General features: G+C 70.7%; 25 protein-coding genes and 1 tRNA gene. 17 read left to right on the top strand and 9 right to left on the bottom strand.

The window, feature by feature from the left end; all coding sequences use genetic code 11:
• Nucleotides 1-106: 106 nt before the first annotated feature.
• Complete coding sequence (hppD, locus tag ACL06G_RS05250) at nt 107-1,252, bottom strand: 4-hydroxyphenylpyruvate dioxygenase (protein WP_412785514.1); 1,146 nt, start codon at nt 1,250-1,252, stop codon at nt 107-109.
• A gap of 122 nt (nt 1,253-1,374) precedes the next feature.
• On the opposite strand from hppD, the gene ACL06G_RS05245 reads away from it, so the two are divergent.
• A complete protein-coding gene (locus ACL06G_RS05245; protein ID WP_412785515.1) occupies nt 1,375-1,872 on the top strand; it encodes an Lrp/AsnC family transcriptional regulator in 498 nt (165 codons plus the stop codon).
• Nucleotides 1,873-1,889: 17 nt separating this feature from the next.
• Here the strand turns inward: ACL06G_RS05245 and ACL06G_RS05240 are convergent, their stop codons facing one another.
• Nucleotides 1,890-2,306 carry an SsgA family sporulation/cell division regulator gene (locus ACL06G_RS05240; protein ID WP_412785516.1) on the bottom strand — a complete coding sequence of 139 codons (417 nt, stop codon included), beginning with the start codon at nt 2,304-2,306 and terminating at the stop codon, nt 1,890-1,892.
• 290 nt (nt 2,307-2,596) lie between these two features.
• Between ACL06G_RS05240 and ACL06G_RS05235 the strand changes: the two genes are divergently transcribed.
• The 3 genes from ACL06G_RS05235 to ACL06G_RS05225 all read left to right on the top strand — a co-directional run bounded on the left by ACL06G_RS05235 (nt 2,597) and on the right by ACL06G_RS05225 (nt 5,701).
• Nucleotides 2,597-4,288 (top strand): RDD family protein, encoded by a 1,692-nt coding sequence (locus tag ACL06G_RS05235; protein WP_412835489.1) that lies wholly within the window; start codon nt 2,597-2,599, stop codon nt 4,286-4,288.
• Between the two features lie 117 nt (nt 4,289-4,405).
• Nucleotides 4,406-5,065 carry an RDD family protein gene (locus ACL06G_RS05230; protein WP_412835488.1) on the top strand — a complete coding sequence of 220 codons (660 nt, stop codon included), beginning with the start codon at nt 4,406-4,408 and terminating at the stop codon, nt 5,063-5,065.
• A 78-nt stretch (nt 5,066-5,143) separates the two neighbouring features.
• Nucleotides 5,144-5,701: a GNAT family N-acetyltransferase gene (locus tag ACL06G_RS05225; protein ID WP_412835487.1), complete on the top strand. Its 558-nt coding sequence runs from the start codon at nt 5,144-5,146 to the stop codon at nt 5,699-5,701.
• Between the two features lie 82 nt (nt 5,702-5,783).
• Here ACL06G_RS05225 and ACL06G_RS05220 read toward each other — a convergent pair whose 3' ends face one another.
• Nucleotides 5,784-6,077, bottom strand: a complete 294-nt coding sequence (locus ACL06G_RS05220; protein WP_412785520.1) for a hypothetical protein — start codon at nt 6,075-6,077, stop codon at nt 5,784-5,786.
• Between the two features lie 303 nt (nt 6,078-6,380).
• Between ACL06G_RS05220 and ACL06G_RS05215 the strand changes: the two genes are divergently transcribed.
• Nucleotides 6,381-8,744: an immune inhibitor A domain-containing protein gene (locus ACL06G_RS05215; RefSeq protein WP_412835486.1), complete on the top strand. Its 2,364-nt coding sequence runs from the start codon at nt 6,381-6,383 to the stop codon at nt 8,742-8,744.
• Between the two features lie 380 nt (nt 8,745-9,124).
• A complete protein-coding gene (locus ACL06G_RS05210) occupies nt 9,125-9,388 on the top strand; it encodes a hypothetical protein (protein ID WP_412785644.1) in 264 nt (87 codons plus the stop codon).
• Nucleotides 9,389-9,423: 35 nt separating this feature from the next.
• Here ACL06G_RS05210 and ACL06G_RS05205 read toward each other — a convergent pair whose 3' ends face one another.
• Together ACL06G_RS05205 and ACL06G_RS05200 are read right to left on the bottom strand one after the other, a co-directional pair.
• Entirely contained in the window at nt 9,424-10,014 is a 591-nt protein-coding gene (locus ACL06G_RS05205) for a nicotinamidase (RefSeq protein WP_412785522.1), read from the bottom strand.
• A 27-nt stretch (nt 10,015-10,041) separates the two neighbouring features.
• Nucleotides 10,042-11,370 carry a nicotinate phosphoribosyltransferase gene (locus ACL06G_RS05200; protein ID WP_412785523.1) on the bottom strand — a complete coding sequence of 443 codons (1,329 nt, stop codon included), beginning with the start codon at nt 11,368-11,370 and terminating at the stop codon, nt 10,042-10,044.
• Between the two features lie 108 nt (nt 11,371-11,478).
• Here ACL06G_RS05200 and clpS point away from each other — a divergent pair, with 108 nt between their 5' ends.
• The 7 genes from clpS (at nt 11,479) to ACL06G_RS05165 (ending at nt 16,332) form a co-directional block, all read left to right on the top strand.
• Complete coding sequence (clpS, locus tag ACL06G_RS05195) at nt 11,479-11,790, top strand: ATP-dependent Clp protease adapter ClpS (RefSeq protein WP_412785524.1); 312 nt, start codon at nt 11,479-11,481, stop codon at nt 11,788-11,790.
• The gene (locus ACL06G_RS05190) at nt 11,790-12,395 is read left to right on the top strand and encodes a DUF2017 domain-containing protein (RefSeq protein ID WP_412835485.1); all 606 of its coding nucleotides are present in this window, start codon (nt 11,790-11,792) and stop codon (nt 12,393-12,395) included. Before clpS ends, ACL06G_RS05190 begins: the two co-directional genes overlap by 1 nt.
• A 289-nt stretch (nt 12,396-12,684) precedes the next feature.
• Nucleotides 12,685-14,256: an alanine/glycine:cation symporter family protein gene (locus ACL06G_RS05185; RefSeq protein ID WP_412785526.1), complete on the top strand. Its 1,572-nt coding sequence runs from the start codon at nt 12,685-12,687 to the stop codon at nt 14,254-14,256.
• A gap of 84 nt (nt 14,257-14,340) precedes the next feature.
• Nucleotides 14,341-14,772, top strand: a complete 432-nt coding sequence (locus ACL06G_RS05180; protein WP_412785527.1) for a M67 family metallopeptidase — start codon at nt 14,341-14,343, stop codon at nt 14,770-14,772.
• A 101-nt stretch (nt 14,773-14,873) separates the two neighbouring features.
• Nucleotides 14,874-14,984, top strand: coding sequence for a putative leader peptide (locus ACL06G_RS05175; RefSeq protein WP_412785528.1), 111 nt, complete (start codon nt 14,874-14,876; stop codon nt 14,982-14,984).
• Nucleotides 14,985-15,103: 119 nt separating this feature from the next.
• Entirely contained in the window at nt 15,104-15,382 is a 279-nt protein-coding gene (locus ACL06G_RS05170) for a MoaD/ThiS family protein (RefSeq protein ID WP_412785529.1), read from the top strand.
• Nucleotides 15,382-16,332: a PLP-dependent cysteine synthase family protein gene (locus ACL06G_RS05165; protein WP_412785530.1), complete on the top strand. Its 951-nt coding sequence runs from the start codon at nt 15,382-15,384 to the stop codon at nt 16,330-16,332. The genes ACL06G_RS05170 and ACL06G_RS05165 overlap by 1 nt, the downstream gene beginning before the upstream one ends.
• Nucleotides 16,333-16,408: 76 nt before the next feature.
• Here the strand turns inward: ACL06G_RS05165 and ACL06G_RS05160 are convergent, their stop codons facing one another.
• Nucleotides 16,409-16,561: a hypothetical protein gene (locus ACL06G_RS05160; RefSeq protein ID WP_412785531.1), complete on the bottom strand. Its 153-nt coding sequence runs from the start codon at nt 16,559-16,561 to the stop codon at nt 16,409-16,411.
• A gap of 164 nt (nt 16,562-16,725) precedes the next feature.
• On the opposite strand from ACL06G_RS05160, the gene ACL06G_RS05155 reads away from it, so the two are divergent.
• The 4 genes from ACL06G_RS05155 to rdgB all read left to right on the top strand — a co-directional run bounded on the left by ACL06G_RS05155 (nt 16,726) and on the right by rdgB (nt 19,496).
• The gene (locus ACL06G_RS05155) at nt 16,726-17,484 is read left to right on the top strand and encodes an MBL fold metallo-hydrolase (RefSeq protein WP_412785532.1); all 759 of its coding nucleotides are present in this window, start codon (nt 16,726-16,728) and stop codon (nt 17,482-17,484) included.
• A gap of 70 nt (nt 17,485-17,554) precedes the next feature.
• Nucleotides 17,555-18,298, top strand: a complete 744-nt coding sequence (gene rph / locus ACL06G_RS05150; RefSeq protein ID WP_412785533.1) for a ribonuclease PH — start codon at nt 17,555-17,557, stop codon at nt 18,296-18,298.
• Between the two features lie 149 nt (nt 18,299-18,447).
• Nucleotides 18,448-18,831, top strand: a complete 384-nt coding sequence (locus tag ACL06G_RS05145; protein WP_412785534.1) for a hypothetical protein — start codon at nt 18,448-18,450, stop codon at nt 18,829-18,831.
• Nucleotides 18,832-18,878: 47 nt separating this feature from the next.
• Nucleotides 18,879-19,496, top strand: a complete 618-nt coding sequence (rdgB, locus tag ACL06G_RS05140) for an RdgB/HAM1 family non-canonical purine NTP pyrophosphatase (RefSeq protein WP_412785535.1) — start codon at nt 18,879-18,881, stop codon at nt 19,494-19,496.
• 46 nt (nt 19,497-19,542) lie between these two features.
• Here the strand turns inward: rdgB and ACL06G_RS05135 are convergent.
• From ACL06G_RS05135 to bcp, 3 genes are all read right to left on the bottom strand, one after another.
• Nucleotides 19,543-19,626, bottom strand: a tRNA-Leu gene (locus ACL06G_RS05135).
• 65 nt (nt 19,627-19,691) lie between these two features.
• Nucleotides 19,692-20,507, bottom strand: coding sequence for an HNH endonuclease (locus ACL06G_RS05130; RefSeq protein WP_412835484.1), 816 nt, complete (start codon nt 20,505-20,507; stop codon nt 19,692-19,694).
• A gap of 101 nt (nt 20,508-20,608) precedes the next feature.
• Nucleotides 20,609-21,076, bottom strand: coding sequence for a thioredoxin-dependent thiol peroxidase (gene bcp, locus ACL06G_RS05125; protein ID WP_412785537.1), 468 nt, complete (start codon nt 21,074-21,076; stop codon nt 20,609-20,611).
• Nucleotides 21,077-21,146 lie beyond the last annotated feature (70 nt).

Raw genomic sequence — 21,146 nt, 5'->3', positions numbered from 1 at the left:
GCAGGGCCCGGAACGGTGACCGTTCCGGGCCCTGCTCTCCCCCGCGTCGGCGGCTCCCCCGGGCGCCGCCGCACGTGTGCCGGCCGTCCGCCGGTGCGCGGAGCGGTCAGAGGTTGCCGCGCTTGTCCTGCTCCCGCTCGATCGCCTCGAACAGGGCCTTGAAGTTGCCCTTGCCGAAGCCCATGGAGCCGTGGCGCTCGATCATCTCGAAGAAGACCGTCGGCCGGTCCTGGACCGGCTTGGTGAAGATCTGCAGCAGGTAGCCGTCCTCGTCGCGGTCCGCGAGGATCTTCAGCTCGCGCAGCTCGTCGAGCGGCACGCGGGTGTCGCCGACCCACTCGCCCAGCGTGTCGTAGTAGGAGTCCGGCACGTTGAGGAACTGGACTCCGGCCGCACGCATCGTCCGGACGGTCGAGACGATGTCGTTCGTGGCCAGCGCGATGTGCTGCACGCCCGGGCCGCCGTAGAACTCCAGGTACTCGTCGATCTGCGACTTCTTCTTCGCGACCGCCGGCTCGTTGATCGGGAACTTCACCTTCTTGGTGCCGTCGGCGACCACCTTCGACATGAGCGCCGAGTACTCGGTGGCGATGTCGTCGCCCACGAACTCCTTCATGTTCGTGAAGCCCATGACCTTGTTGTAGAACTCGACCCACTCGTTCATGCGGCCGAGTTCGACGTTGCCGACACAGTGGTCGATTGCCTGGAAGGTGCGCTTCTCCGGCGGTGCGACGATCGGCTCGGCCTCGACGTAGCCGGGCAGGTAGGCGCCCTTGTAGGCGGAGCGCTCGACGAGGGTGTGCCGCGTTCTGCCGTAGGTGCGGATCGAGGCCAGCACGACGGTGCCCGACTCGTCCGCCACCTCGTGCGGCTCCTCCAGCCCGGTGGCGCCGTGCTCGGTGGCGTAGCGGTAGGCGGCGCGCGCGTCGGGCACCTCGATCGCCAGGTCGATGACGCCGTCGCCGTGCTCGGCCACGTGCTCGGCGAGGAAGCGCCCGTGGTCGGTGACGGGCTTGATGACCGAGGTCATGACGAAACGTGCGCCGCCGGACTCCAGGACGTAGGAAGCCGTCTCGCGGTTGCCGTTCTCCGGCCCCGCATAGGCAACCAGCTTCATGCCGAAGGCCGAGGAGTAGTAGTGCGCCGCCTGCTTGGCGTTGCCGACGGCGAAGACGACCGCGTCCATTCCGTTCACCGGGAAGGGGTCGGCCTGCCGGGCGGTGCTCGGGGTTGCATGCGTGGTCTCAGTCATGGCCGAAGCGTCTCGCCGATTCACAAGGTGCGCAATAGTTCTGCCTATTACTGAACAATCTGTACAGTGAGAAGCCCGCAAGTGCGGCTCATCTGTACAGGATGTTCAGGAGTGGAGGTTCCATGGCGATCGACCCGCTCGACGGGCGGCTGCTGCAACTGCTCGCGGACGAACCCCGCATCGGGGTGCTCGAGGCATCGCGGCGGCTCGGCGTCGCCCGCGGCACCGTGCAGGCCCGGCTGGACAGGCTGCAGAGCTCCGGGGTGATCCGCGGCTTCGGACCGGACGTCGACCCCGCCGCGCTCGGCTACCCCGTGACGGCCTTCGCCACCCTGGAGATCCGCCAGGGACAGGGTGCCGACGTGCGGGCCCACCTGGCGACCGTCCCCGAGGTGCTGGAACTGCACACCACCACCGGGCACGGGGACATGCTGTGCCGCCTCGTCGCCAAGTCGAACGCGGACCTCCAGCGCGTCATCGACCGCGTCGTCGGGATCGACGGCATCGTCAGGGCCTCCACCGCGATCGTCATGGAGAACCCGGTGCCGTCGCGCATCGTCCCCCTCGTGCGGCAGGCGGCGTTCGGCAGCAGCACCGCTCCGCCCACCGCCGACGACTGACGGCCCGCAGCCCGGCGTCAGGAGTCCCGCTCCGCCGACAGCAGCGCGTCCAGGCCCTCGTCCAGCTCCAGCAACTCCGCCTCACCACCGAGCGGCACCGCACGCAGGGTGCGCTCCAGCCACGACGCGACCGCCCCCATCGGCACCTCCAGCAGCGCGTCGCCGTCGGGAGAGGACAGCGCCAGGCACATCGTCTCCCGGCCCGCCACCTGCCTCGTCCACACCCGGACGTCCCCCCGGCCGCACGGCCGGAACACCCCGTCCACCAGGAGGTCCCGCGCGAACGTCCAGTGCACCGGGCTCTCGGAGCCCGTGTGGAACGCCACATGCGCGGCGTACGGATCGGACGTCCGATAGCCGAGCCGCGCCGGCACGGTCACACTGTGGTCCGGCGCCAGCACCAACTGCACGTCGATGTCGTGTTCGATCTTCATGTCGCTCTGCACCCGGGCCCTCTTCCCCTCGGTTCCGGCAGTTCCTCCGTCGCGGGCCACCAGGGCCCCGCACAGGTGAGAGGGTGCGGAACGCAGATCGTTACGCGACTCGGGAAGACTTTCGCCAGGAACTTCCGCCGGAAGCCGCCGCTCGGATGCAGGGCCGGGGCACACCGGCACCGGGTTCTGGTAGATGTGGACTCCGCGCCGACGTCCTCGCGCACGGGCGCGACGCGTGACCCCAAGCCGTTACCGCCACATCGGTCGAAGAGATACGGGACGCCGGACAGATGAGTGCCCCTTCCGCAGGATCCCCCAACGGAAGCCCGGTACCGGGCTACTACCCGGATCCCTCCATCCCCGGGTACATCCGCTACTGGAACGGCTCCGCCTGGACTCCGGGCACCAGTCGTCCCGCCCCGGGCCCCGGCGAACCGCCGCCCGCCCCGCCCGCCGAAGCCACCGGCGCCGGCCACACGGGCGAGGCCCCTTCCCCGGAACCGGACGACGAGGAGGACGAGCCGGACGAGATCGACCTCGGCCGGGTGGAGTCCGCCCCGAAGTCGCTGCCCGACGTTCCCCGTCGCGGCGAACTCACGGCCTCCGACTCCGGAACGCCGACCGACTGGGGCGACCCCCGGCGCCTGCCCGGCGGCGCGCCTTCGTGGCAGCCCGGCGCCGACCAGGCCCCGGACCTGTCCTGGGGCGCTCCTCACCGGGCCGGGCAGGACCAGGGCATGGCGTGGGGCGCCTCCCGGCAGGAGGCCCCCACCCCGCCCGCCGCGCCGGACCCCGCGCCGGCCACCGACCCCCGGTCGGGTTGGGAGCCCGCCGCCGGCAACGACGCGGCTCCGGGCGGCCAGGCGCCGCCGCCCGACCACACCATGGCCATGCGGACGCCCCTCCCCGACCCCGAGGACGGCACCCCCGGGTTCCCCGGGCAGAACCCCGGACCGGACCACACCGTCGCCATGCGGATGCAGCGCCCCGACGCGGCGGACGGCGACCGGAACCCGGCCGGCTTCCCGGAGCAGCAGGCGGGCCCGCAGCCGGACTACACCGTCGGCCTCCGCCGCTCGGATGTCCTCGCCCAGCAGGACGCCGCGGTCCCGCCCCCCTCCCCGCAGCAGGCACCCTCGTACGGCCACCACGCGACGGGCTACGCGCAGCCGCCGCACGACCCGTACGCCGGACAGGGGCACGGCGGCCCGCTGCCGGACGGCGGCCCGGGGATGCCGGAGACCGGCCACCGACCGTCCTGGGCCCAGCAGCAGCACGTCCCGCACCAGCCCGGCCCGGCACAGGCTCCCCACCAGCCCGGCCCGGCACAGGCTCCCCACCAGCCCGGCCCGGCACAGGCTCCCCACCAGCCCGGCCCGGCGCAGGCTCCCCCCAACACCCCCACTCCGTTCCCGGGCGGCGGGCAGGGCGGAACCGACAGCGCGGCACCGTGGCGTCCCCCCGTGTCGTCACCGTTCGCCGACGCGGCCCGGGAGGCCCGGCCCGCCTCCCTCGGGAAGCGGCTCGTCGCGCGGACCGTCGACGGCCTTCTCACCGCGGTCGTGACCGGCGCGGTCGCCTATCCCTTCGTCGGGAAGTGGACCGCGCACATCCAGCAGGAGATCGAAGCCACCCGGCAGGCGGGGGTGACCCGTCAGATCTGGCTCGTCGACGGCACGACCGGCGTCTACCTCGCCGCCGTCCTCGGCGCCTTCCTCCTCTTCGGCCTGCTCTACGAGGTCCTCCCCACCGCCAAGTGGGGCCGCACTCCGGGCAAGAAGCTGCTCGGCGTCACGGTGCTCGACGTCGAGCGGCAGGACGTGCCGGGGTTCGGGCAGGCACTGCGCCGCTGGCTCACGCACAGCGTGCTCAACCTCCTCGTGCTCGGGATCCTCGACGCGCTGTGGTGCCTCTTCGACCGGCCCTGGCGCCAGTGCTGGCACGACAAGACCGCCCGCACGTTCGTGGCCGGGGACCGGTAGCGGCCGCCGCGGACAGCCCCTTCTCCGGGGCGGCACACCGGTCCGCCCGTGGCGCGGGTTCGCCCGTGCGGCCACGCAGCGGATGCGGAGTCGGCCGGCGCGGGGTCCACTCGTGCCATGAGCACGGACCAGCCCGGGGACGACGACCCGTTCCGCAAGAAGCCCCAGCCGGGTGAACCGCCGTCCGGCACACCTCCGCACGCAGGACCGCCGTCCGGCGACGGCCCGCCGCCCCCGCCGCCGGGAGGTCCGGCGTACGGCGGGCCGTACGGGAGCCCCTACGGCGATCCCTACGGCGGGAGCGCCGCCTCCGATCCGCTGGCGGGGATGCCACCGCTCGGGTCACGGGGCAAGCGGCTGCTCGCCCGCATCATCGATGCCCTGATCGTCGGCATTCCCGTGTACCTGATCGCCGGCCTGGTCACCGGGTTCGGCTACGGGTACGACGGCACCGCCGACGACTCGAGCGCCCAGTACTGGCTCGGCGGGGTCTTCACCCTGGTCTACTTCGTGTACGAGGGGCTGATGCTCTCCAACTCGGGTCAGACCGTGGGCAAGAGGCTGATGCGGATCCGGGTGGCGATTCTCCGTGACGGAGCGGTGCCCAGCGGTTCGCCGGCCTGGGTCCGGGCGGCGATCTACCACATCCCCACCCTGATCCCCTGCATCGGCTTTCTGTTCTGGCTCGTCAACGTCCTGTTCTGCACCTGGGACAAGCCCTTCCAGCAGTGCCTGCACGACAAGGGGGCCCGAACGGTCGTGGTCCGCGCCGACTGACGCGTTTCCCGCAGTCCGCCGGGGCGTGGCAGGATCCCGAGGGCCGGACGGTCCGGCACCGACGGCGAAGGGCGAACCATGTACGCGATGTCCCTGGGCGACGACGGCGCCGAACTGCGCCCCCTCGAGCCCTGGCAGGCCGACCGGTTCCTCGCCCACATCGACCGGGGCCGCGAGTTCATCGGGCAGTTCGTCGGACTCCCGGACCTCGTCACCGGTCCGGAGTCCAGTCGGGCCCACCTGCGCAGGTACGCGGAGAAGGCCGCCGCCGACACCGGGTGCATGCACGGGATCTGGGACCGCGGCGAGCTCGTCGGCGGGGTGCTCCTGCCGAAGATGGACGTCGAGCAGGGCACGGCCGAGGCGGGCTGCTGGCTCGAGCCCTCGGCCGCGGGCCGCGGCCTGGCCACGCGCGCCGCTCGCGTCCTCATCGACTGGGCGATCGTGGAGCGCGGCATCCACCGGGTCGACTGGTGGGTCGCGGCGGGCAACACGCCCAGCATCGAGGTGGCCCGGAGGCTGGGGATGACGCGGGAGGGCGTGCTGCGCGCGCACTACCTCCACCGCGGTGTGCGGCTCGACATGGAGGTCTGGTCCGTGCTCGCGCCCGAGTGGCGTACCGCACGGTCCTCCTGACGGCGCCGCCGCGGTTCGGCCGGACCTGTCGCCCCGTCACCCGCCTGCCCCGGCCGGAGCGCGGCGGTGGCGATGCTGCGTTCTACTGGCGGGCGGAGGGGGTCGGGCCGTGGAGCGCCGCCTTCCGGTTCGCCCCCGACGTCCGGTCGTACCGGGCGGCCGGTGCGTGGACATGGGAGGTCGTGCGGTGCGTGGAGGAACCCGGCGGGTACGGGGCCGCTTTCACGGCGGCCACGAGTCCGAACGCCAGGGCGACGACGGCGATCGACGCAAGGCCGGGCGCCGAACGGGTCGGCCAGAGCACGAGCAGGGCCAGTGCCGTCGGAACGACGGTGAGAGTGCCGTACGCCAACTGTGCGGGGGTGGGGCGGGGCATGGTGTGTTCCGTCCTCGGGGGAAGTCGCGCCGGGAAGTCCGTCCGGGCTGCCGGGAATCGGGGGTCCGGATACGGCTCTACGGGCGGGATGCCCGACGCGGTGCCCGGTAAGCCCGATCGTGACGGAGTCGCGGGGCACGAGGGGCGCACGGGAGCACAGGAATTCCCTGTTTCGTTCATGCCAAAGACGGGCAGACCAACCTACTGCCCGGTCGCGAGCGAATCAAGGGCTGTCTTTTTCGGCGATACTCCGGTCGAATACCGCTGACAAGTCAGCGCGCTTGCAGGGGAGGACACAAGCAAGTGAACAGCAGACGGAGATCCATGAGATCCAGGTCGGCTGCCCTGGTCACCGCGGCTGCCGCGCTCGGCGCGGCCGTGATGGTGCCTGCCACCGTGGCGCAGGCCCAGCCGGACCCGCAGTCCGACGCCCAGCCCGAGCAGCACTCGAAGGCCCACGAGCGGCAGAACGCCCACAACCTCGACGGCCCGTTCAGCGCGGAGCAGCGTCAGGAGAAGACGGCCGCCCTCGAGAAGCTCGCTGCCGGCGAAGGCAACAAGGGGAAGGCCCGTACCTTCCGGCGCAACGGCTCCAAGGTCATGAAGCTCGACCGGGGCAAGTACGTCGAACTCGCCCGGGAGAAGACCGACAAGATTTTCACCGTGCTCGTCGAGTTCGGCGACCAGGTCGACCCTGAGTACGGCGGCAACCCCGGCCCGCAGCACAACCGGATCGCCGAGCCGGACCGGTCGGAGAACAACACCACCCTGTGGAAGGAGGACTTCGACCGCGCCCACTACCAGAACCGTTACTTCGGCGAGGGCTCCGACTCGCTCCGCGGCTACTACGAGAAGCAGTCCTCGGGCCGCTACTCGGTCGAGGGCTACGTCTCCGACTGGGTGACGGTTCCCTACAACGAGGCCCGCTACGGCTCGAACTTCTGCGGCGCGACCACCTGCTCCACCGTGTGGGACGCCATGAAGCACGGTGTCGCCGCGTGGGTCGACGAGCAGAAGGCCGCCGGCAAGTCCGACGCCGAGATCGCCGACATGGTCTCCGAGTTCGACCAGTGGGACCGCTACGACTACGACGGCGACGGCAACTTCAACGAGGGCGACGGCTACATCGACCACTTCCAGTGGGTCCACGCCGGCGAGGACGAGTCCGCGGGCGGCGGCGCTCAGGGTGAGAACGCCATCTGGGCCCACCGCTGGTACGCCTACGGTCACGACGTCGGCTCGACCGGACCGGCCTACAACCAGGCCGGCGGCGTCGAGATCGGTGACACCGGCATCTGGGTCGGCGACTACACCGTCCAGCCCGAGAACGGCGGACTGGGCGTCTACACCCACGAGTACGGTCACGACCTCGGCCTGCCGGACCTGTACGACACCTCCGGCACCGGCGAGAACTCCACCGGCTTCTGGTCCCTGATGTCGTCCGGTTCCTGGCTCGGTGACGGCAAGGACTCCATCGGCAACGGCGCCGGCGACCTCAGCGCCTGGGGCAAGTTCCAGCTGGGCTGGCTGGACTACGAGACCGCCGAGGCGGCCACGAAGTCCCGCCACACGCTGGGGGTCCACAACTACAACACCAAGGACCCGCAGGCCCTGGTGGTGGAGCTGCCGGACAAGGAGAAGACCACCACCATCACCACACCCGCCGAGGGCGCGACCCAGTGGTGGAGCGGCAGTGGTGACGACCTGAGCAACACGCTCACCCGCACCGTCGACCTGACCGGGAAGTCCAGCGCCACGCTGAACCTCAAGGGCTGGTACGACATCGAGGCCAACTACGACTACCTCTACACCGAGGTGTCGACGGACGGCGGCGCCCACTGGACTCCGCTGGACGGCACGGTCGACGGCGAGCAGATCCCGCGCGACGGCGGCGACCGCCCCGCGCTGCACGGCCAGTCCGGTTCCTACCGGGACCTGGCCTACCCGCTCGACGCCTACGCGGGCCAGGAGTTCCAGCTTCGCTTCCGCTATCAGACGGACGGCGGTGTCGCCCTCACCGGCTTCGCCGCCGACGCCCTGAGCATCACCGCCGACGGCAGTGTGGTGTTCCAGGACGACGCCGAGGACGCGGAGCACGGCTGGACCGCGGACGGCTTCTCGCGGATCGGCGAGTCCTTCACCAAGGAGTACCCGCAGTTCTACGTCGTCGAGAACCGGGGCTACGTCTCCTACGACAAGTCGCTGGAGACCGGCCCGTACAACTTCGGCTGGGCGACGGACAAGCCGGACTACGTGGAGCACTTCCCGTACCAGCGGGGCATGCTGGTCTGGCTCTGGGACACCTCCCAGAAGGACAACAACGTGGGCCAGCACCCCGGTGAGGGCCTCGTCCTGCCCGTCGACGCGCACGCCAAGGCGGAGCACTGGAGCGACGGCACCGCGATGCGCGGGCGCATCCAGTCCTACGACTCGCCCTTCAGCTGGTACCCCTCGGCGGGTATGGAGCTGCACAAGGACGGCGAAGCCGCCTACGTGTGGCCGAAGTGGGGCAAGCCGGTCTTCGACGACCACAAGGGTGACTACTACGACGAGTCGAACCCGCAGGCCGGTGTGAAGGTGAGCGACACCAACACCCGCATCAAGATCGTCAACCAGCCGTTCGACGGCAAGACGCTCACGGTCCGGGTGGGTCCCTCCACGCGCTGATTTGCATAGTTGCAGGTCAAAACATGATCGGTCGCTGCCCCCTGGCGGGCAGCGGCCGATCCGCGTTATAGATGCCTATCGGAGACCACCCGACCCGACGACCACTACGGGGGAGACCGAAGACCATGGCCGGAGGAGGATTCGTACGGCTGCCCGACGGCAGCGTCATCGTCGCCCTGTCACTGCCCGCCCCGACGGCGCGCCCCGGGCAGCGGGCGAGAAGGCCCCGCACGGGCCCGGACACGCCCTCCGGCGCCGCGCGGCCCACCGCGGCCCCCGCGGACCCGGGAGCCTGGCCGTGGCGCGGGCGGCCCACTCCCGTGGAGGAACTGGATCGCCCACCGCGTCGCTGGTCCGCGCACGCCGACGCTCCGCACACGGTGCGCGGCGCCACCTGGCGCCCGGGAGGCGAAGCGGCCGAACGGGTCCGCGTCCTCGTGCACGCCGGAAACCGCTCCAGAGCCCTGACCAGGCTCAGGAACCTCGGCCTGCGGGCCGTCTACCTGCGGGGGAACGCGGAGCCGCCCACACCCGACGAGGTGACGGCGGTGCTCCACCACCCGGACGGGCTCGTCTGGCGGGCGCGGCCGGGTGACGACACGGATTCCTGGCAGCCGATCGCGGCGCTGCTGCGGGCCGCCTGAGCGCCGCCCGGGACCGGGCGCCGCGCCGCACGCCCTCAGGGGCGCACGACGGGCGAGCCGGCCAGTTCGACGCCCGCGTCCCGCATCTCCCGCAACGCCCGTTCCGTCGAGTCCGGTGCGACACCGGCCGTCAGGTCCAGCAGTACCCGGGTGCGGAACCCCTCGCGCCGCGCGTCCAGTGCCGTCGCGCGGACGCAGTGGTCGGTGGCGATGCCGACGATGTCGACCTGCGTGACCCGGTGCCGCCGCAGCCAGTCGGCCAGCGAGGTGCCCTCCTCGTCCTCGGCCTCGAATCCGCTGTACGCCGCTGTCCGGGCTCCCTTGTCGAAGACCGCCTCCACTCCTCCCGCGCGGACGACGGGGGCGAAGTGGGGATGGAAGGCAGCCCCCTCCGTGCCCGCGACGCAGTGCTGCGGCCAGGAGTGGGCGAAGTCCGGGTCGTCGGAGAAGTGGTCGCCCGGATCGATGTGCCGGTCCCGGGTGGCCACGACGTGGCGATACCCGGCGGAGGCGGCGCCGACCAGTTCGGTGATCGCGGCGGCGACGTCCTCCCCGCCCGCGACCCCGAGGCTGCCGCCCTCGCAGAAGTCGTTCTGCACGTCCACGACGATCAGTGCCCGCTGCATGGAACACTCCTTGTGGCTCGGGATGGCTCAGACGTATTCGGTGGGGAGCACGGGCTCCCCGCGGGACAGCTGGGTGGCCGACAGCGGCAGCGAGGCCAGCGCCCGCCGGTGCCGCTCCCGCGCCGCGTCGAGCGGCTCGCGGCCGACCGTCTCGCCGCCCAGCACCAGGGGTACCTGGAGCACCGAGTCGGCCAGCCCGGGCGGCACCTCGCCGGTGCCGATGCGCTCCGCCTCGGCCACACCCTCCGCGTCCCGTGCCCGCACGGTCCACTTCCTGCCGCCGACGGACGTCTTTCCGCCGAGGGAGCGCTTGGCGACAGGGCGCAGCGGCGCATCGGGGCGGTCGCTGTCGCTGCGGGAGACCAGCTTGTAGACCATGGAGCAGGTCGGGTGACCGCTGCCCGTCACCAGGCGGGTACCGACGCCGTACGCGTCCACCGGCGCCGCGGCCAGCGAGGCGATCGCGTACTCGTCCAGGTCGCTGGTGACCACGATGCGGGTGCCGGTGGCGCCCAGCTCGTCCAGCTGCTGCCGCACGCGGTGTGCCACCAGCAGCAGGTCACCGGAGTCGATGCGCACGGCTCCGAGGTCCGGGCCGGCGACCTCCACCGCTGCCCGGACCGCCTCGGCGACGTCGTAGGTGTCCACGAGCAGAGTGGTGCCGGCGCCGAGGGACTTCACCTGGGCGGTGAAGGCGTCCCGCTCGGTGTCGTGGAGCAGGGTGAAGGCGTGGGCGCTGGTACCCACCGTGGGGATGCCGTACCGGAACCCGGCCGCCAGGTCGGAGGTGGACGAGAAGCCTCCCAGGTAGGCGGCGCGGGACGCGGCGACGGCGGCCAGTTCGTGCGTGCGGCGTGCACCCATCTCGACCAGGTCGCGTCCCGCGGCGGCCACGGCCATGCGGGAGGCCGCCGCCGCCACCGCCGAGTCGTGGTTGAGGATGGAGAGGATCACCGTCTCCAGCAGGACGCACTCCGCGAAGGTGCCCTCGATCCGCATGATCGGCGAGCCAGGGAAGTAGACCTCCCCCTCGGGGTAGCCGTGAACGTCGCCGCGGAAGCGGTAGTCGGCGAGCCAGTCGAGCGTCGGCTCGTCGACGATGCCGTGCGTGCGGAGGAAGTCGAGCACGCCCTCCTCGAAGCGGAAGTTCTCGATCGCGTCCAGCACCCGGCCGGTGCCCGCCACGACGCCGTAGCGGCGGCCCTCGGGCAGTCTGCGGGTGAAGACCTCGAAGACCGAGCGACGGCCCGCGGTGCCGCTGCGGAGCGCGGCCTGCACCATGGTGAACTCGTACTGGTCGGTGAAGAGCGCCGTCGAGGGCACCGACACCGGCAGCCCCAGATCCCCTGTGTCCATACGACGATGCTACCTCACATCTCGTCAGAGTGACGATATGAGGTTCCGTGAGATGTCGCTCCTGTCGTCGGGGAGGTGATTGCGCCGCGGGCCCCGGTCGGTGGCAGCATGGGACACGTGAGTATCGCCCCCACGGAGATCGAACGCCCGGAGTCGCGCGAGGAACCCGTCGAGGTTCCCGAGCCGGACGTGCCCTGGGCGACGCTCGTGCACAACGACCCGGTCAACCTCATGAGCTACGTCACCTACGTCTTCCAGAGCTACTTCGGATACCCGAAGGACAAGGCGAAGAAGCTCATGCTGGACGTCCACCGCAAGGGCCGTGCCGTGGTCTCGACGGGCAGCCGCGAGGAGATGGAGCGCGACGTGCAGGCGATGCACGGGTACGGCCTGTGGGCGACCCTAACTCAGGACCGCTGATGGCAGCAGAGTTCACCCCTACCGGCGACGGCGGTGCCGCCGTGGCGCTCGACGAGGTCGAGGTCTCGATCCTCCGCAGCCTCGCTGTGCAGTTCATGGAACTGCTCGGCCCCGGCGACGAACCTGACGCCTCGTCCGATCCGCTCGCCGCCCTGTTCGCGGAGGGCCCGAGCGCCCCTCCGAAGGACCCGGTGCTCGCCCGGCTCTTCCCCGACGCGTACGGGGGCCCCTCCGCCGAGCCCGCGAGCGCGCAGGAGGCCACCGAACTCCGTGACGCCTCGGCTGAGTTCCGCCGGTACACCGAAACCGACCTCCGGGCCCGCAAGCGGGAGGACGCGCTGAAGGTGGTGCGCTCCCTCGACGCGCTCGACCCCCACGGGGAGGGCGGTGCGGTGCTGCGGCTCGGTGCCGAGGAGTCGCGGGTCTGGCTGGGGACGCTGAACGACCTCCGCCTCGCCATCGGCACGCGCCTCGAGGTGACCGACGAGGAGGACGGCGGAGGCCTCTACACCCTGCCGGACTCCGATCCGCGAAAGCCGATGGTCATGGCCTACCTCTGGCTCGGCGCCCTCCAGGAGACCCTGGTCGGGACACTCCTCGACTGAACCGGCCCGGAATCCGTCCGAGGGCCGCTGTTTTCACCGTGCGTAGCATGCCGTGCTCGATAATCGTGCCGGATACACGCGTATGCGAATCACTGTCCCGTTTTGTCCGTATGTGAAGGCGCCGTCTTTACACGGAACTTGCAAAAGTGAGATGCATCACCCTTCCAGGGTTGCTCTGCGTGATAGGAACTCTCCCAACCCAGCGCGAGGGCTTCGCCTGTCTCCGGTGAACTCCGCGAGAACGCTGCCCGGTTAGCCAAACGCCGCCGTCACGCCAGAGGAACACTCCATGGCCACTCCCGACTCCTCGTTCATCGAGTCCGTCGACGAAGCGATCAGCGAATTCACCGAGCCCGTAGCCGAAAAGATGGCCAATGCCGTCTTCTACGAGGTGCACCTCTTCGGCTACGACTTCCCCTGGATCGTCGGCTGGCTCGTCGTCGCCGGTCTTGTCTTCACCACGTACTTCGGGTTCGCCCAGCTGCGGCACCTGAACGTCGCCCTCAAACTCGTGCGCGGCAAGTACGACCAGAAGGACGCCCCCGGCGAGGTCACCCACTTCCAGGCGCTCACCTCCGCCGTCTCCGGCACCGTGGGTCTCGGCAACATCGCCGGTGTCGCCATCGCGATCACCATCGGTGGCCCCGGCGCGATCTTCTGGATGATCGTCTGCGGTCTCCTCGGCATGGCGACCAAGTTCGTCGAGTGCACCCTCGGCGTGAAGTACCGCGAGATCCACGCGGACGGCACCGTCTCCGGCGGGCCGATGCACTACCTCCGCAAGGGCCTCGCGGAACGCGGCATGGCCGGCTTCGGCAGGGTGCTGGCCGTCGGCTCCGCGATCTCCCTGCTGTTCTTCACCTTCTTCGGCGGCAACCTCTTCCAGGTCAACCAGAGCCTCGAGCAGCTCCAGTCCGTCACGGGCAAGGGTGACAGCGTCTTCAGCAGCTCCGAGGGCGCCCTCGTCTTCGGCATCCTGATCGCCGCGGTCGTCGCACTCGTCCTCCTCGGCGGCATGCGCTCCATCGGAGCCGTCACCAGCAAGCTCGTCCCCTCCATGGCGATCATGTACGTGCTCGCCTGCCTGATCGTGGTCGGCGCCAACGCCGGCGAGGTCCCCGCCGCCATCGGCGCGATCTTCCAGGGGGCCTTCAGTCCCGAGGGTGTCGTCGGCGGTGTCGTCGGTGCGATCATCCAGGGCTTCCGCCGTGCGGCCTTCTCCAACGAGGCCGGCATCGGTTCCGCCCCGACCGCCCACTCCGCGGTCAAGACCAAGCGCCCCGCCACCGAGGGCCTCGTCGCGATGATCGAGCCCTTCCTGGACACCGTCTTCATCTGCACCATGACGGCCCTGACCATCGTCATCGCCTCCCCGCAGAGCTTCCTGGACGCCCGCGACAAGGCCGCCGGCGGTGCCGCCCCGGAGTCCGGCGTCGCGCTCACCTCGGACGCCTTCGAGACGGTGCTGCCCTGGTTCCCGTACCTGCTCACCGTCGCGGTGCTGCTGTTCGCGATCTCCACGATCATCACGTGGAGCTACTACGGCATGAAGGCGTGGACCTACCTCTTCGGCCGCAGCAGGACCAGCGAGACGCTCTACAAGATCTGCTTCTGCCTCATCGTGATCTCCGGTGCCCTGATGACCCTGGGCTCCCTGGTCACGATGGCCGACTCCTTCCTGTTCCTGGCGGCCGTGTTCAACATCATCGGCCTCTACCTGCTGGCCCCCGTCGTCAAGCGGGAGCTGCGGAAGGTCCTCGACTTCGTCCGCCGCCGCGACGCGGGCGAGACCGAGGAGCAGATCGAGGCCTCCGAGGCCGCGGCCGAGAAGAGCGGCGTCTCCGCCTCCGGCGCGGTCTGAGCCGACCCGCCCGGCCCGTCACGCCCATCGGCCCGGCAGGCACCCCCGCGGGGACCTGCCGGGCCGATGCATATCCTGCTGCCCATGCTGACCATCACCCGGGAACTCCGCGACCGGATCCTCGCCCACGCCCGAGCCGACCACCCCGACGAGGCCTGCGGCGTCATCGCCGGCCCGGAGGGCTCCGGCCGCCCCGAGCGGTTCGTCCCCATGCTGAACGCCGCCCGCTCGCCCACGTTCTACGAGTTCGACTCCACCGACCTGCTCAAGCTCTACCGCGAGATGGACGACCGCGACGAGGAGCCCGTCGTGATCTACCACTCGCACACCGCCACCGAGGCCTACCCCTCGCGCACCGACATCTCCTACGCCAACGAACCCGCAGCCCACTACGTCCTCGTCTCCACCGCCGAATGCGGCAACGACGAGGGTCCCTACTCCTTCCGCTCCTTCCGCATCGTCGGCGGAGAGGTGACCGAGGAGAACGTCGAGGTCGTGGAGACCTACACAGACTGATCCGGCCCCTTCACCAGCAGCTTCCCAGAATGCGAGACGCGGGAGTCCGCATGATGATATGCCCCCTCGGGTATCCGGCCGGGAATCGATACGATGCCGCCATGGTTGTCCACGACGTGAGCCCCCCAGCGAAAGCGGCCGACGCACCGCCGCTCGTCGCGCGGCTGCACGTCGACCTGTGCCGCCTCGCCAGCGCCATCTGTTCGCACTGAGCCACGGCACCGACGCCGCCGCGCCCACGGGCGCGCGCACGGTCCCCCACGGCAGCACAGCCACGCACCGCACGTCACGAACGTCATCCAACCTGCCTACTCCCACCAGGAGCACACCCATGGCCATCGAGGTCCGCATCCCGACCATCCTGCGCACCCACACCGACGGCGAGAAGAAGGTCACCGGAGACGGCGCCACCCTCGGCGAACTCTTCGCCGACCTCGAAACCCGCCACAGCGGAATCCGGGAACGCGTCGTCGACGCGGGCGCACTCCGCCGCTTCGTCAACGTCTACCTCAACGACGAGGACGTCCGGTTCCTCGACGGCATCGACACCGAACTCACCGACGGCGACAGCGTCACGATCCTCCCCGCCGTCGCCGGCGGCGCCCTCTGATGCGCTACGACTCCCCGCTGGCAGCCGTCGGCAACACCCCGCTCGTACGGCTGCCGCGGCTCTCCCCCTCCCCCGACGTGCGGCTCTGGGCCAAACTCGAGGACCGCAACCCCACCGGCTCCGTCAAGGACCGCCCCGCCCTCCACATGATCGAGCAGGCGGAGAAGGACGGACGCCTCACCCCCGGCTGCACCATCCTCGAACCCACCTCCGGCAACACCGGCATCTCCCTCGCGATGGCCGCCACGCTCAAGGGCTACCGCATCGTCTGCGTCATGCCCGAGAACACCAGCGAGGAACGACGCCAGCTCCTCGCCATGTGGGGCGCCGAGATCATCTCCTCCCCGGCCGCCGGCGGCTCCAACACCGCCGTCCGCGTCGCCAAGGAGATCGCCGCGGAACACCCGGACTGGGTCATGCTCTACCAGTACGGAAACCCCGACAACGCCGCCGCCCACTACACCGGCACAGGCCCCGAGATCCTCGCCGACCTGCCCTCCGTCACCCACTTCGTCGCCGGCCTCGGCACCACCGGCACCCTCATGGGAGTCGGCCGCTACCTGCGCGAACAGCGCCCCGACGTCGAGATCGTCGCCGCCGAACCCCGCTACGACGACCTCGTCTACGGCCTCCGCAACCTCGACGAGGGCTTCGTACCCGAACTGTACGACGAAAGCGTGCTCACCACCCGCTTCTCCGTCGGCTCCGAGGACGCCGTGTCCCGCACCCGCGAGCTCCTCCGACAGGAAGGGATCTTCGCCGGCATCTCCACCGGCGCCGTCCTCCACGCCGCACTCGGCCTCGCACGCAAAGCCGTACGCGCCGGGAAAAGCGCCGACATCGTCTTCCTCGTCGCCGACGGCGGCTGGAAATACCTCTCCACCGGCGTCTACACCGCCCCCACCACCGACGACGCCGTCGAAACCCTCCAGGGCCAGCTCTGGGCCTGATCCCCGCACACCAGCGCACACAGGCCACCACCGCACACCGGGCCGGGCACGCTCCCCACGAGCAGCCCGGCCCCACTCATGCCGCCCCCCGACCACCCCCGCGCCCCGAACGCCGCCGCCGACGCAACCGGCCCACCCCGTCCACCACCGCCACCACCAGCGCCAGCACCACCACACCCGGCGCCAGCAACCACACCGCGTCCATCACCGCTCCCTCCGACGACACCACGCACCGGCGACCGTACCCCGCCCTGGTGATTCCGCCCACACACGGCCGCTCCGAGCAGTCACGGCGCCCGATGCGCCTTACGCTCGAAAAACCGCCACCCCGACGCCGCGGCGGCCGCCACGGCTCGGGGAACCCCGACCGGCCGCCACGGAGGTTCCCGCTCCATGAAGCTCACAGTCGTCGGCTGCTCCGGGTCGTTCCCCTCCGCGGAATCGCCCTGTTCGAGCTACCTCCTCGAAGCCGACGGCTTCCGGCTGCTCCTCGACCTCGGCAACGGCGCACTCGGCGAACTCCAACGCCACTGCGGGCTCTACGACCTCGACGCCATCGCCCTCAGCCACCTCCACGCCGACCACTGCATCGACATGTGCGGCTACTTCGTCGCCCGCTACTACCGCCACGACGGCGGCCGCTGCCCCGCACTCCCCGTCTACGGCCCCGCCGGCACCGCGCAACGCCTCACCGCCGCCTACGGCGACACCAGCCCCGCCGCCATGCACGAAGCCTTCGACTTCCGCACCCTGCACCCCGGCGGCACCCACGACATCGGCCCGTTCACCGTCCGCGCCGAACGCGTCCGCCACCCCGTCGAAGCCTACGGGTTCCGCCTCACCCACCGTGACACCGGACGCACCCTCACCTACTCCGGCGACACCGGCCCCTGCAACGAGATCGACGCCCTCGCCGCAGGAGCCGACCTCTTCCTCTGCGAAGCCTCCTTCACCCACGGCAAGGAAGACATCCCGGACCTCCACCTCACCGGCCGCCAGGCCGGCGAATGCGCCGAACGCGCCAAGGCCCGACGCCTCCTCCTCACCCACATCCCGCCCTGGACCGACGCCCGGACCAACCTCCGCGACGCCAAACAGGCCTTTCACGGCCCCGTCGAACTCGCCCGCCCCGGCGCCCTCCACGAGATCTGACCCCCACCCGCCCGGGGGCGGACACACCACCGCGACACCCCACCCCCGTACGGCGACTAGGCTCGCCCCCATGTCTGACACCGACGTCCACCGCATCGACGGGAGGACACCCGACCAGCTCCGCCCCGTCACCCTCGAACGAGGCTGGAGCAAGCACGCCGAAGGCTCCGTCCTCGTCTCCTTCGGCGACACCCGGGTGCTGTGCACCGCAAGCCTCACCGAAGGCGTACCCCGCTGGCGCAAGGGAAGCGGCGAAGGCTGGGTCACCTCCGAGTACTCCATGCTCCCCCGCTCCACCAACACCCGCGGCGACCGCGAAGCCGTCCGCGGACGCATCGGCGGACGCACCCACGAGATCTCCCGCCTCATCGGCCGCTCACTGCGGGCCGTCGTCGACTTCGCCGCACTCGGCGAAAACACCGTCGTCCTCGACTGCGACGTCCTCCAGGCCGACGGCGGCACCCGCACCGCCGCCATCACCGGCGCCTACGTCGCCCTCGCCGACGCCATCACCTGGGCCCGCGAGAAAAAGATCATCCGCACCAAGTCCCAGCCCCTCACCGGCGCCGTCTCCGCCGTCAGCGTCGGCATCATCGACGGCACCCCCATGCTCGACCTCTGCTACGAGGAGGACGTCCGCGCCGAGACCGACATGAACGTGGTCTGCACCGGCGACGGCCGCTTCGTCGAAGTCCAGGGAACCGCCGAGGGCGTACCCTTCGCCCGCACCGAACTCGACAACCTCCTCGACCTGGCGGTCGCCGGCTGCGCCCAGCTCGACGGAGCCCAGCGGCAGGCCCTCGCAGCGGACTGACCACCGGCCCGGGACCCTCCGTCCACCCGGCGACCGTCCACCGACTGCCGCAGACCGGACGGAACTTTGCGAGCGCTTTACGCGTCTGCCAGGGTACGGGCCGTGCGGAGCACCCGCACGGCCCACCCACGCCTCCAGGAGGGAACACAGTGCGCCGCACCCCCACCGCAGCCACCGCCGCCGTCGCCGTGGCACTCACCGCAGGCCTCACCGCCGGCTGCAGCGCCCTCGACACCGCCCTCGACTGCGCGAACACCGCCGTCACCGTCTCCGACAGCGTCCAGGACCTGCAGAACGCGGTGAACTCGGCCGGCGAGAACCCCGCCCAGGCCAAGGAAGCCCTCGACCGCATCGACCGGAACCTCGACGAGATCGACAAGTCCACCAGCGACCCCGACGTCGGCGGCGCCGTCGACGACCTCGACAAGGCCGTCGGCAACGCCCGAACCGCCGTCGACGAAGGCCGCACGCCCGACATGGGCGCCATCAAGGACGCCGCCGGCACCCTCACCGACGTCTGCTCGCCCGGCTGACACGCACCGCCCCGGGACCGGCACACCGGGAAGGCATAATCCGCAGCATGAGCAGTGAACAGCGGCTGATCCTCGCCACCCGCAACGCCCACAAGGTCACCGAACTCCGCACGATCCTCGCCGAGTCCGGCCTCGGAACCGGCCTCGAACTCGTCGGAGCGGACGCCTACCCGGGCGTACCCGACGTGAAGGAGACCGGCGTCACCTTCGCGGAGAACGCCCTGCTCAAGGCCCGCACCCTCACCGCGGCCACCGGCCTGCCCGCCGTCGCGGACGACTCCGGTCTCTGCGTGGACGTCCTCGGCGGCGCCCCCGGCATCTTCTCCGCACGCTGGTCCGGGCACCACGGAGACGACCGGGCCAACCTCGCACTGCTGCTCGCCCAGCTCACCGACATCGACGAGGCGCACCGCAGCGCGCACTTCGCCTGCGCCGCGGCCCTGGCCCTGCCCGACGGCACCGAACACGTCGTGGAAGGACGCCTGTCCGGCACCCTTCGCCACACGCCCGCCGGAACGGGCGGCTTCGGCTACGACCCGATCCTCCAACCCGAGGGCGAGACCCGAACCTGCGCGGAACTCACCCCCGAGGAGAAGAACGCCATCAGCCACCGCGGCCGTGCCTTCCGCGCCCTGGCGCCCCACGTCCTGGACGCCCTGCGCTGAGCGGGGTGGTGGGCCCGGTCGACGCACTGACTCCCGCCCCGCACGGTGCGGCCGGAGGGACTCGAACCCTCACGGGATTGCTCCCACCGGGACCTAAACCCGGCATGTCTGCCAGTTCCACCACGGCCGCGCGCTGCCATGGTAGCGGTCGCCCCGGTGGAAGAATCCCGGCAGTCTGAGCGGCACAGGGGCGGTTCACTCGTGTCTTGGTCCCTTGCGACACCATGTGTCCGTGATCGCGTGGCAGTTGGGGCAGAGGTACCGCAGGTTCTCCCGGCCGTTGTTCCTCCAGTCCCCGTCGATGTGGTCGATGTGGAGGGTGACAGACCTGCCGCGCCATTCGCCCTCGTTGCCGCAACCTGCGCAGCGGTAGGCGACCCCCAGCGCGTCGAGTGCCCCTTTCAGGCGTTCACGGTTCACGCGCGGTGCGTCCGGAGCCAGCCGACGGAGAACGGTGGTGGGATCCCTGCGCGGTCCGGGTCGTGGAACGGGGCGTGACCGGCGTGTGAAATGGGTGGTGTCGAGTCCCAGTACGCTGACTCGGCGCTGAAGCCTGCGGCGTCCCACGTCGTCCGCGGGCAGGCCCAGCCGGCGCAGCACCTCGGCGTAGCTGTTCGAATGCGGTACGGCTCGGGCCACCGCGGTGTTGCAGAGGTCCGCTCTCCGGTGTGAAAAGTGGGAGACGTCCACGCCCTGTTCCGTCAGCAGGCGCCGCAGTGCCGCACGGGACCGGCCGTCGTCCGGGACGCCCAGGTACCTGGCGGCTCCGCGCACGCTGGTCGATCGCTCCGCCGCTGCGACAAGTTGCTGCCTGCTGAACTGCAACGCGACAGACCTGCGGTTCAGTCCGGGGAAATGGCGGACATCGATGCCGGCCCGGAAGATGCGGCGCCGCAGATGCGACAGTGTTCCGGGAGCCGGACGAGCCCCCAGCTTCACGGCCACTTCGCGTAGCGTCGTCGACTCCGCGACCACCTCCGCGAGTCGCTCGTCCGTGTAGACGACGGCCATCGTGCTCCCCTCGTTCCGCCTCGTCGGGTGGAGGCGGATTCGTACGGGAGAACGAGTCGACGGCGTCCGGGTCACGCAAGGGTACGACGGCGGCTGCAGTTTCAGACCCCGAGGTCCCTGATCAGCTTCGCGACGTGCCCGGTGGCCTTGACGTTGTACAGGGCGCGCTCGACCTTGCCGTCCTCGTCCACCACGACCGTGGAGCGGATGACGCCCGTGACCGTCTTGCCGTAGAGCTTCTTCTCGCCGAAGGCGCCGTAGGCCTCGAGCGTCTCCTTGGAGGGGTCGCCGACGAGCGTGACCCGGAGGTTCTCCTTCTCGGCGAACTTCGCCAGCTTCTCCGGCTTGTCGGGGGAGACTCCGATGACGTCGTAGCCGGCGCCGGCCAGCAGGTCCAGGTTGTCGGTGAAGTCGCACGCCTGCTTGGTGCACCCGGGGGTGAGGGCCGCGGGGTAGAAGTAGACGATGACCTTGCGCCCTGTGCGGTCGGCCAGCGACACCTCGTTGCCGTCCGCGTCGGGCAGGGTGAAGGCGGGGGCGGGGTCGCCGGGCTGCAGTCGCTCGCTCATCTGTGCTCCTCGGGCCGGTGGTGACGGTGCCGGCGGGTGCCGGGTCTGCCGGATGAGAGCCTAATCGCCG

Origin of the sequence: Streptomyces callyspongiae (assembly GCF_047200695.1) — a bacterium.
Taxonomy (GTDB): domain Bacteria; phylum Actinomycetota; class Actinomycetes; order Streptomycetales; family Streptomycetaceae; genus Streptomyces.
This window is presented reverse-complemented; position numbering and strand designations above follow the sequence as displayed.

Coding starts and splice junctions, on each gene's coding strand:
- rph (WP_412785533.1), top strand. CDS start 17,555: ATGTCTGACACCGACGTCCACCGCATCGACGGGAGGACACCCGACCAG.
- ACL06G_RS05130 (WP_412835484.1), bottom strand. CDS start 20,507: ATGGCCGTCGTCTACACGGACGAGCGACTCGCGGAGGTGGTCGCGGAG.
- hppD (WP_412785514.1), bottom strand. CDS start 1,252: ATGACTGAGACCACGCATGCAACCCCGAGCACCGCCCGGCAGGCCGAC.
- ACL06G_RS05155 (WP_412785532.1), top strand. CDS start 16,726: ATGAAGCTCACAGTCGTCGGCTGCTCCGGGTCGTTCCCCTCCGCGGAA.
- rdgB (WP_412785535.1), top strand. CDS start 18,879: ATGAGCAGTGAACAGCGGCTGATCCTCGCCACCCGCAACGCCCACAAG.
- ACL06G_RS05170 (WP_412785529.1), top strand. CDS start 15,104: ATGGCCATCGAGGTCCGCATCCCGACCATCCTGCGCACCCACACCGAC.
- ACL06G_RS05185 (WP_412785526.1), top strand. CDS start 12,685: ATGGCCACTCCCGACTCCTCGTTCATCGAGTCCGTCGACGAAGCGATC.
- ACL06G_RS05180 (WP_412785527.1), top strand. CDS start 14,341: ATGCTGACCATCACCCGGGAACTCCGCGACCGGATCCTCGCCCACGCC.
- bcp (WP_412785537.1), bottom strand. CDS start 21,076: ATGAGCGAGCGACTGCAGCCCGGCGACCCCGCCCCCGCCTTCACCCTG.
- clpS (WP_412785524.1), top strand. CDS start 11,479: ATGGGACACGTGAGTATCGCCCCCACGGAGATCGAACGCCCGGAGTCG.
- ACL06G_RS05205 (WP_412785522.1), bottom strand. CDS start 10,014: ATGCAGCGGGCACTGATCGTCGTGGACGTGCAGAACGACTTCTGCGAG.
- ACL06G_RS05200 (WP_412785523.1), bottom strand. CDS start 11,370: ATGGACACAGGGGATCTGGGGCTGCCGGTGTCGGTGCCCTCGACGGCG.
- ACL06G_RS05230 (WP_412835488.1), top strand. CDS start 4,406: ATGAGCACGGACCAGCCCGGGGACGACGACCCGTTCCGCAAGAAGCCC.
- ACL06G_RS05245 (WP_412785515.1), top strand. CDS start 1,375: ATGGCGATCGACCCGCTCGACGGGCGGCTGCTGCAACTGCTCGCGGAC.
- ACL06G_RS05190 (WP_412835485.1), top strand. CDS start 11,790: ATGGCAGCAGAGTTCACCCCTACCGGCGACGGCGGTGCCGCCGTGGCG.
- ACL06G_RS05175 (WP_412785528.1), top strand. CDS start 14,874: ATGGTTGTCCACGACGTGAGCCCCCCAGCGAAAGCGGCCGACGCACCG.
- ACL06G_RS05235 (WP_412835489.1), top strand. CDS start 2,597: ATGAGTGCCCCTTCCGCAGGATCCCCCAACGGAAGCCCGGTACCGGGC.
- ACL06G_RS05240 (WP_412785516.1), bottom strand. CDS start 2,306: ATGAAGATCGAACACGACATCGACGTGCAGTTGGTGCTGGCGCCGGAC.
- ACL06G_RS05220 (WP_412785520.1), bottom strand. CDS start 6,077: ATGCCCCGCCCCACCCCCGCACAGTTGGCGTACGGCACTCTCACCGTC.
- ACL06G_RS05165 (WP_412785530.1), top strand. CDS start 15,382: ATGCGCTACGACTCCCCGCTGGCAGCCGTCGGCAACACCCCGCTCGTA.
- ACL06G_RS05225 (WP_412835487.1), top strand. CDS start 5,144: ATGTACGCGATGTCCCTGGGCGACGACGGCGCCGAACTGCGCCCCCTC.